Annotated in this window: 5 protein-coding genes and 1 pseudogene; all 6 read right to left on the bottom strand. The window is 45.8% G+C overall.

Features of this window, described 5'->3' with window-relative positions; translation table 11 throughout:
• Nucleotides 1–346 (bottom strand): annotated as a pseudogene (locus A6049_RS28115) (hypothetical protein); the annotation flags it as partial.
• A 571-nt stretch (nt 347–917) separates the two neighbouring features.
• Entirely contained in the window at nt 918–1298 is a 381-nt protein-coding gene (locus A6049_RS28110) for a hypothetical protein (RefSeq protein WP_063567748.1), read from the bottom strand.
• Nucleotides 1299–1624: 326 nt separating this feature from the next.
• The gene (locus tag A6049_RS28105) at nt 1625–2347 is read right to left on the bottom strand and encodes a response regulator transcription factor (protein ID WP_063567747.1); all 723 of its coding nucleotides are present in this window, start codon (nt 2345–2347) and stop codon (nt 1625–1627) included.
• Nucleotides 2348–2351: 4 nt separating this feature from the next.
• Nucleotides 2352–3512: a sensor histidine kinase gene (locus A6049_RS28100; protein ID WP_024631628.1), complete on the bottom strand. Its 1161-nt coding sequence runs from the start codon at nt 3510–3512 to the stop codon at nt 2352–2354.
• A gap of 47 nt (nt 3513–3559) precedes the next feature.
• The gene (locus tag A6049_RS28095) at nt 3560–6283 is read right to left on the bottom strand and encodes a stalk domain-containing protein (protein WP_063567746.1); all 2724 of its coding nucleotides are present in this window, start codon (nt 6281–6283) and stop codon (nt 3560–3562) included.
• A gap of 326 nt (nt 6284–6609) precedes the next feature.
• Nucleotides 6610–10323 (bottom strand): SwmB domain-containing protein, encoded by a 3714-nt coding sequence (locus A6049_RS28090; RefSeq protein WP_161490647.1) that lies wholly within the window; start codon nt 10321–10323, stop codon nt 6610–6612.
• Nucleotides 10324–10376 lie beyond the last annotated feature (53 nt).

The following is a 10376-nucleotide window of genomic DNA, read 5'->3' as shown; positions in this document are numbered from 1 at the left end:
GCATCCCGTCCACCTCCGCAACTCTTTCAGCGACAATCCCTACATTGCCTCCCATCTCTCCCCTAGCCGCAAGTTCCCCGGAGGCCCTCTCGTACTCTTCCAGTTTGCGCTGCATATACGTCTGCCAATGCTCCTCTCCCCACTGATCCATACCTCGCTCCACCTCAAAATTCTCTACCATCCACGAGGCCTGACTTAAAGGTAACTCCCTGCCTAACAGCAACCATCGCAACACCCCTTGTCCGCTCAATCCCTCAAGCCACCACGCCACATCCACTCGGATATCTAGTGACAGCACCATCTTCCACTCTTCTCTCACTCGGCACACATACAACCCAACCTTCATCTGCTCTCCTCCCTCATCCTCCATGTCCCTTAACGTGAAACGCAAAAAAAGCACATGCCAACCGACTATTCGTCGGAGCATGTGCTTCATGTCCATATCTTATTCAGTTCAATATCTACTTGTATAATCACTATATCAATTATGCAGTTGTCCCACAAGTCGTGTAGTTTCCAAAAGCAATCGTTACGATCATTTTACCCATTCAATGAGTAGCGATAATCTTTCTTTGATCATGCGAAACTTTTTCCAATCTGCTTCGTCTATACTTTTAACTTAAGAGTTCTGAATTCAAAAAGGTTCGTGCTGCGATCCCCACAAGGCTCCAACAGAGACAATAACCATAGATTGCATAAAAACCCATATTTAATTTAACAGCAAGCTTGGCTACAATGACAAAAAAAGACTACAGCATAAGCTGTAATCTTTAACCTCGAACATGATGAAATTCACGCTTATTTTGGCAAGCCGGTATGACTTCATTGAAAGTGCATTCTGACTGATGACACGCTTTAGCCAGTCTGTCTCAGCAGCTTGCACAATTAATGAGCCCGACTGTTGCAAAAAAAAGCATCTACTGCTTTGGCTCACGCAAATCGATAAGGCGAATAGAACGATTCCCGGTCTGATTCCACTGTTCCATATCGGTAGGGACAGCAGACAAGTAGGATAACTCCATTCCTTGCCTCAGCATAAGCTTTTCAATAATACGAACCGTTTCGGCTTCCGAACGATCAGCGACAACCGTCAATGTGAAGCTCTTTCCACGGTAAAATAATTCCCGGCAAAGTGCTCTTACAATGCCTTCAATCCGCTGCTCCTGATTGGAAGGAATGAGCATAATCTGCTCGTAGCCTTCGGGGTCCGGATGGGAAAGATGGCGCTGGTGCATGGCATGAACGGCCATTGCCGCCAGGAAGTATATGAGCAGAATCATAGTCAGATGAGCAACCATGGCAACTGCACCTCCTCGGAAGGTCATGCTCACCCATGGCGAACATCCCTGTATACAGCAGTATATGCTGCATTCCCCGAAGGGTTACACTTGCAAATCCCAAACGTTCATATTCCATTCTGATCGACACAGGACGAAGAAGACAGGCCAGGTCGTTCACTCATTCATGCCGAAGCTTGAACATAAGTTCGCCTAACTTCACACTTTGCTCATTTGCAGTAATAAAGTCCATTAACCCGCTAACCAGTCCAATATTCTGGAATGGGCGCGAGTAAACAGAATCCTATAATTGCTATAATCAAACTGCTTCTAAATACAATCGTATATTACAGGGTAACCCAACCATATTTGATCGAGTTGATAACCGCTTGTGTACGATCATCCACTTCCATCTTCTGCAGAATACTGCTGACATGGTTTTTTACTGTTTTCTCACTGATGAACAGGAACTCACCAATCATTTTATTACTCTTACCTTCAGCCATCAGACGCAAAACTTCAGCCTCACGACGAGTAAGCGGATTATTGTCGCCAGCGACAAACTTAACGCCTGCTTCCTTCGAAGCTCCCTCGCTCATCGCCCCTGTCTCATTGAGGTAAGTCATCCGACGCAACTGCATGATCAGTTTGCCAGTTACTTTAGGGTGGATGAATGCATGCCCTTCATGAACGGAACGAATTGCATTGATCAGGGACTCGGCCTCCATATCTTTCAGCAGGTAGCCATTAGCACCTTTACGGAGCGTCTCAAACACATAACTCTCATCATCATGAATAGACAAGATAATGACTTTGACATCTGGGAACAGCTCACGCAATTTCTCCGTCGCTTCAACCCCATTTTCCACCGGCATGTTGATGTCCATCAATACGATGTCCGGTTTATCCTGATTACAGAATTCGAGCACCTGAATCCCATCGCCGCATTCGCCGATGACCTCAATGTCGTCCTCCATATTTAAAATGCGTTTCAGACCTTCACGGAACAGCTGATGATCATCAGCCAAAAGAACTTTAATTGATGTCTTTCCAGTATCACGGTTTTCCATCCTGCTACTCCTTTCCCTTATCCACGTTTGTCGGGATATGAATCACTATTTTGGTTCCTTGATTTTCCGCGGATTCGATCTCTATTCTTCCTTCTAACAGTTCAACCCGCTCTCTCATCCCAATCAGACCGAAGTGGGTATGATCCTTGCTCTTCTTCGCAAGAAGCTCCGGTTTGAACCCAAGCCCATTGTCCTGCACGACAATCTTAACGAGCTGAGCCTGGTATGTAATTTCCACTACTACATAAGTGGGATAAGCATGCTTTGCAGCATTGGACAGACCTTCCTGCACGAGGCGGTAGATCGCAGCCTCCATTGCCGAAGATAAACGGTGTTCCTTGCCTCTCGTTTCAAAAAGCGAGCGGATTTTTGTTTTTTCTTCAAAATCCTGCACGTACTTCCGAAGCGTTGGAATCAATCCCAGGTCATCCAGTGCCATAGGACGCAAATTGAAAATAACTTTTCTCATTTCTCCAAGACTCGAACGAACCTGGCCTTTCAAATCTACTATTTCGGCCTGGACCATCTTAAAATCCTGCTTTATGAGCATTCTTTCTACAATTTCCGTCCTAAGCACTAGATTTGCGAGCATCTGCGCAGGTCCGTCATGGATCTCACGGGCAATACGTTTCCGCTCTTCTTCCTGGGCCAAAATTATTTTCAAACCAATCATTTGTCGATTTTTGGCGGATTCAATGATGCGGGTCACTTGACCCAGCTCACCCGACAGATACTCCAGTACAACCCCCATCTGGGAACCGATCGTCTCGGCGCGCTCCACGGAAGCTTCCACATTTTTGGCACGCTTCTGCAGATCATCCCGACGGGCTTTCAGATACATTTCCTTCTCACGGTAAATCATCAGATCCAGCTGTAACTGCGTCGCTTTCTCATACGCCTGCTTGATATCATGCTCGGAATAACGGACGAAGTCGCGGCTAACCTCAGTTAGCCGGATCCGGGAGCGGCGGTAGTTGAGCTCCAATTGATCTACTTTCTCGATCGTTTCCGCCGTCTCCTTCAGAACCGACTTCAATTCCTCGTTCAGCGTTTTCAGCTCATTCCGAGTCGAGTCCATAATCTCAAACATTTGATATTTACTGTTTTCCATGACTTGTATGGCGTTTTTTATGACGCGGTCTATGGCATCGGCTTGTAAATCCACGTTTGTTCGACTCCATTTCTATCGTTTCCGGTATATATCATACCATATCACGATGAGATGGTAACGGTCTTCGTGTTCTGTTCCCATTTTACAGTCAGTCCAAGCTGCTCTGAAACGAGTCTGAGAGGGACTAAAGTCCTACCACCAGATACGTAAGGTGCTACTGTTGCACTTTGTCTTTTGCCATTGATGATGAATTCTTTCTGGCCTACAACCAGATCAATCAGCTTGCCACCGCGCACGACGGTAACTCTTTGATTTTTGCTATCCCAGCTCGCCTGTCCGCCAAAAGCATCCAAAACATGCTTGATTGGAACATATGTTGTACCATTTTTCAGTACTGGCGCAGAATCGATTGCCTTTTTCGTTCCGTTTACGGTCATGGATTTCTGTCCAAGCACCAGAGAAGCAGTTCCTGTAGGCAAGCCCACTTCACTGGATTTGGATGGCATGGTGAAAGCAATGTTGTCAAAAGCAACCGTGCCTGTCTTCGCACGCTCATCCTGACCTTCTTCCACATTCACCACATAAACCCGTTTCAGCTTCGCCGGATAAGAAATATTCAGCCCATTCAGGTCCACGTTCAGTTTTTTCCAACCATCCCAATCAATTGCCTTAGCGAGATCGGCATATACCGTTTTGCCACTGGCATCCGTAAATTCAGCACGCAGCCAGTTCAGGCTCTTATCTCCCATAACATCCATCGACATGGATGTTGCTGTTGCAGATACCTCTTTGCCAGTGGAACCGTTCAATTGGGCATATGCATACATTTTACCTATTCCTGCGGTCATGTCATAGCTCAGCTGCAGCACCTTGGAGCCAGCTTTTTCACCTGTTCCCGCTGTCACGGACGCCGATCCAGTTACACCTGATGCATTGGTCGTGAAGTTGATCGGGTAGCTAACATTCTCGAAGTTCTCCCATATCGTTTCACTTGCCGCAGCGGAGAGCACAACCACCGTGCTGTAGCCGTCATAACGACCGATCGCATAGCCAACTTGAGCGCCAGCGTTCACGGAGGATACGGTTAATTGGTCTGCAGACACTTTACCTTTGAATCCAATAAACTCCCATGTCAGCGAATCCGCCGGAACTGTCACACTTTGTCCGTCTTTGGTCTTCGCCGTTACTGGAATGGAAATCGTTGTATCCGCTTGGAGCGATCCCAAGCCAGATCCGGCTGTCAGCGAAGCCAGTTCACTTCCGCCCAACACGGTAACTTTAATGGAAGATGAAGCTCCATTGCTTGTTGCAGTCAGCGTCACTGTACCTGGTTTCACACCTTTGATCGTTCCATTGCTTACACTCACGATGCCGTTGTTGCTCGATTTCCATGTCATCTTGATATCGCCTGTCGCAATCGGGTTATAGTAGGTGTCATATCCTTTAGCTGTATACTTGCCCTCTTGCCCTACTAGCAATGTTTGGCTGCCACTCACGGCAAAGCCCTGCAGCTTACCTTCCGGAGCCGTAGAGAACACGCCCAGCGTGTTTACGACCTGACGCTGCTCTGTACCGTACTCCGTGTTGAACGTAAGCCCTGCTGTCTCCTCGCCAAGCGGACGAGTTACCATTGTTGTGGAGCCGCCTCCGTCCAGATTCATGCCTTTCCATACACCAATGCTGGTCATGAAGGATTGCAGTTCAGTCAGCGACAAACCGCTGCTGTTACTGTTTTTCTCCGCTGCAATAATGTAGACATACCGACCATCTTGGGAGTAGCCGACTGCTGTTCTCGCACGAATGCCACCGATACCGGAAGCAGCAATATCACGGGAAAAAGTAGCCGCCTTGCCACCATTCACCAGAATGGTATGTCCACCGATCATCATCTGCAGGTTGCTTGGATCAACGGTCTCCCCCGTCGTTTTGGCTTTTAACTTGTAATCCGCATTCAGCGACTGTCCTACCGCCAGGTGAGTCATAATCCATGTCGCTGCCGTTCCGTGCGCACGCAAAATGTACCCATCCGCCGGCACCGTCATGTTTAACGCCTTTTTATCCGAAATTTGGGTGATCACACCGTTCTGCACAAGTACCTCAGTTGGTGTTGTGGAAGGATCATTCGGCCGTTTTGTGGACGTCCAAGCCGGTGTATAAATATACATCGAATTGGCGTGACTGTATTTCACCGAGCTCGATTCGACCGTGTAGTCCTCTTTATTTATCCCACGCAAAGCAAACGTTGAACCATCATCTGCCTTCACGGTGCCATCGAATGAATATTCATCAATCATCGGCTTGCCGTCTTTGGTTACGGTGAGGGCATACATCCCTGACAGCTCTGATGGAGTAGATACGAGCACCCCATCCGAGACCTGTCCACCAATTGGGGCAAGTTCCCCGGATACATTAAAATAATCGCCGTTCACGGCGGCTACTGCACCATTTTCCTTAGCCATGCCACCCGTGCTTTGTTTACTGTTCAGATTGCCACCCTTGCCTGTCATGACATCCAGCTTCACATAGGGATTTTGCAAATCCACTTGAATTACATCTGCCAGTACGTTCACCTTCGAGCCGGAACGTGTTGTTGTATAATTGTATTTCATTAACTTCGCACCCGAAGTCAGAATTTCTTCGCTCAATTTGTTTGTTGTTGTAGAGGCCGCTGCAGCCACAGACTGCCATGAACTTCCCGACCACACCTGTTGTCCCGCTCCCAGAACCGGTGCAATCCAGATCACTCCTGCCAGCGTTACAATCGCCCACTTCTTCGCCTTGCTACCCTTAACGTCGTTCAGCCGTTTCCCTTGTTTCCCCAGCATGTTTGAAACGTCTCTCCCATCTTGTATATCAATCTTAGATATCACGATCTCTACCATGTGGCAGCAGACAGCGAGATTTCTAGTATACTCTTCTATTAATAGACTACTTTTTGTGGAAAAAGTTACGCCTGGAGCCTATATTAGCACTCATTGATTAAAAATATGGATTTCAAGCTTATGTTTTGAAATTTTTTCTGAATTCTAGTTTCGCAGTTAAATTTCATGTTCTACTACAAAATTCCCAAGAAGCATCTCAAAAAAAAGAAGCATATCAGTTAGTTTTAATCTGATATGCTTCTTTTTGAGTCATAATAATTTTATTTATTTTATAGATATCCTATTTTGTTAAGCATGCGCTTTAGCATGACTGCTGCCTGCGCTCTTGTTACGTTTTCCAAGGGCTGAAATTCCGTTTTAGTCACCCCTTGAATAATTCCTGTCTGTACTGCTTTAGCAACAGAATCTTTGGATTTTATACTTTTGTTATCCTTGAATTTAGATAAGGTGTCTTTAGCTGATGATTGAAGAGTTGCTGATTGCCCAGCATATTCCATCCCCCTAATCATCATGATTGCCATCTGTTCTCGGGTTATTAAGCTATTGGGTTTGAACTTATTGTCCTCAACCCCCTTAATAATTCCGGCTTCTGCCGCAGCTCCAACATAAGCAATCGTTGTACTATTCCCATTAAGATCACGGAAACGTTGCGCAGCTTCACGATTCCCTTTCAGACCCAGCCCTTTAGCAATCAATTCCGCAAATTCTGCTCTCGTAATTTTCTTATCTGGCTTGTAAGCAGTAAGGTTGTCGGCACTAATGATCCATTTTGATGCCAACTCTGTAATAGCATCACGCGCCCAGGGCTTTGCATCCGGGAAACTAACCAAATGAGTTACAGGCACTACAATCTGATTGCCATTTAATTGCCCTTTAGCAATTATTCCAGCTGTCGTGTTTCTGAATGTTGTTGGTACATAGGATAAAGTCTGTGTAACTGGATCAACAGCTGTCATACTAGATAAGGTTGTTGACGTGTTTCCAGGGAGTTGCATCCAAAACTGGCCTTTGATGTTCTGTTCTACATTTTGTCCGGTATTACCATTGTAAAGATCAATATGGACTTCTGTTACATTAGCCAAACGTTGAGCGTTGAAACTTGACAGCATGTACTCCAGCGTTCCTAAGGAGAAAATAGGAAGAGCCTCCAACTGTACGTATAATATAGCAGTACCAGGAGCAGTCGTTATACCTGCACTTTGTCCCATAGCCACAACGTCTAGTTTGGAAAAGGGAACGATCCACACACTGTCACTATACTTAATTCCAATTGAACCCGACCGATAGTTTGCAGCCATCCGAGAGAGTGTATGAAACGGGATGCCAACAGAAGCAGTCGCCTCACTTTCTGGTACTTCAAACATTACGGGTTGATTTAATTTCCCGCTTGAATAAGCATACTCGAATGCTTGGGCAAGCTTCGTCTCATCTATGGTAAACTGCCGCGTAGAACGATTATTGCGTGAAGTTGAGGTTTCTACAGAAGCCGTATCATTATTCATCACAAACATCGCTTGCCCAAATCCGGATTCAGCAGCACTCCATTCGGTGATCCAGGAAGGTTTTCCCTCCAGTGGAGTGGTAGTAGGAGTAGAGCTTACACTTTGCTGCAACGTCAGTGGGCCGAATGCCCCTACTTCAGAATTAAGAGCATCTCTAAGCGAAACTAAACCTGGGGCATAGCTAACTGTACCCGTCTGGCCCGCAGTTACCGAGCTTGGTAATTTCAAGGTAACGACTGAGCCGGATACAGATGCTGAGTTAACGGATACTGTGTTGCCACCGATCTGAACATTGAACTGAGAAGGTGTTAATACCGACTCTGTCTTTAAAGCATGACGGAAGTTGATAAGTATTGTGTCTCCTTGTAGTACACCCGACAAGATCGTTCCGTTTCCGTATGTATACTTCACGGGGATTAAATCCAAGTATCCAGCAGGGTTACCGTTCAGGTCCGTTAGACGGCTCGCCCCCGGAACGTAAGACAGCGTAACGGTCTGTGTGCTCGTCACCGCTGAAGCGAGTGTAAGTGTGACAATATCATCCTCGATTTCCGAATCGTTTACAAACAAAGCTTTGCCGTCTACCAGTACGGAATACTGACTTTTCAGTGGCTTGTTCGATCGACTTAGCGGCTCGTTATAACGAATCCACAATTTATTGCCGCTAACCTCTGCACTCTGGAATTCAGGATTCTTGGTATCGATGCTATTACGAACGTAAAAGCCGCTAAAACCCGCAAGAGCCTGACCGCGGCTATCCTTCACAGACCATTCACCCGGCTGATAGGATACACGGACGACTTCACCATTCGTGATCGAACGACTCAAGTTCAGAGTAACAAGAGAGCTGTTGTTAGTCGACATACTACTTACACCCACTGCTGACCCATCTGCAGTCACACTGAATTGTTTAAATGTTTCACTAGAATTAATATATACGGTCTCCGGATAATAGAGATTAATCGTATTATTATAGGCACTACCTTCTCTTGGTTTGGACATAATCGATTCAAGACTGTTCTCCACATCTCTGGCCGAGAAAGCAGCGGCGGAATTCAGAGATAAATCCTGAATCTTGCGCGTTGATGATCCAGGAGAGTAAGCAATTCGTACCACTTGCCCTACAGCTACGCCTGTATCTAGTACAACGTAGACGCTATCCCCAGACACATAAGACGTGCTCACACTTCGTGACTCCCCGTTAACGGTAACCGTGAAGCTTGAAGTATAAGGATCTATACTCGAGAGCAATTTATCATAAGTGAGACGAATAATAGTATTACTGTACATTTTAGATGTCTTTAGAACCGGAGCCGTTCGATCCAGCGTTAATGTTCTGAATGTCCAAGACGACGCTCCGTTCAGCCCCATGTATATATTTCCTGATTTGTCCTGTAATACCCCTCCTGGAATGTCCACGATATAGCTGGTATTACTCGCTAGACTATTTAGCGGAATGATTCGTAACTGTCGATTATTCGAACTGTTCACTGCTGTTGTTGTTGCAATTACTGCACCACTGGCATTTCTCAGCGACACTGATCCCGGATAACGAGGATCCAGTTCTTTGTTAAACGTAACTATCAACTCTCCTGTCAGCGCCACCCCACTTGCTCCATTAGTCGGTGAAAGGGAAGATAATGTTAAGGAAGTAGGATCAGATTGAAACACTTTAAAGTTCCATCCATTAAGTCCTGTTCCAGCAACATCGTTCCCCGCCTTATCTCTCAAAGCCCCTTGAGATATACCAACTGAGTAAGTAGCATTATTGGAAAAACTTCTTATAGGATCAATCGTAAGTGTATTCCCACTAATCACAACACGAGGTTGCGTTAATGTCATATCATATTTCTCAAACAGCACACCATCTTCGAAAATTTCAATTTCTCCCACACCAGCCTCAATAAGATTGCTATAAGTCACCCGTAAATTTGAGTCTCGTGCTACGGATACTGCACCGTTAGCTGGTGAAAAGGAAACCGCCGTTGTCGCCCCTACTCCCTTGGTACTGAATGACCATGCCTCCTGATTCAATCCATTAAAGGGTTCATTAGCTTCAAATTCAAAAGATTTACCACCAATTCTAATTGCGTAATACCCACCTTTAAGAGATTCAGGTAGCTGGAAAGTAATTGTTTTTCCTACATCTGGAGTTCCTGGCGAGTCAGGAATGAGGTTCACCCCAGAACTCACAGGAACCTCAGCTACAAGCCGTTCCTCCGGCAATCTGTATATGGATATGTTCTCTTGCGTTCCTACAACTTTTTTAACCGGCTTCTTAAAAACAAGAATAAATGGTGATGTACTATCAGCATTGCTTGCTCCTAATGCTGGTACGGAAGACTCAATTCCTAAACTTGTCAAATCATCAGCATACACTTTACTTTCTTTCCAATCAAAACCACTATACCAACCTTGCGTGATCAACAACGCAATTAATAACCCGATGATCCCCTTACGGATCAGTCCTTTTATGCTCACCTTTCGTTCCTCCTCGTCCATATTCATCTGTCTGAACAATGTATAGACCTCTT

The sequence above is a fragment of the Paenibacillus sp. O199 genome, assembly GCF_001636635.1.
Lineage (GTDB): Bacteria > Bacillota > Bacilli > Paenibacillales > Paenibacillaceae > Paenibacillus > Paenibacillus marchantiae.
This window is presented reverse-complemented; position numbering and strand designations above follow the sequence as displayed.

Excerpts from the sequence above, each read along its gene's own strand:
- A6049_RS28110 (WP_063567748.1), bottom strand. The coding sequence starts at position 1,298 with ATGGTTGCTCATCTGACTATGATTCTGCTCATATACTTCCTGGCGGCA.
- A6049_RS28105 (WP_063567747.1), bottom strand. The coding sequence starts at position 2,347 with ATGGAAAACCGTGATACTGGAAAGACATCAATTAAAGTTCTTTTGGCT.
- A6049_RS28095 (WP_063567746.1), bottom strand. The coding sequence starts at position 6,283 with ATGCTGGGGAAACAAGGGAAACGGCTGAACGACGTTAAGGGTAGCAAG.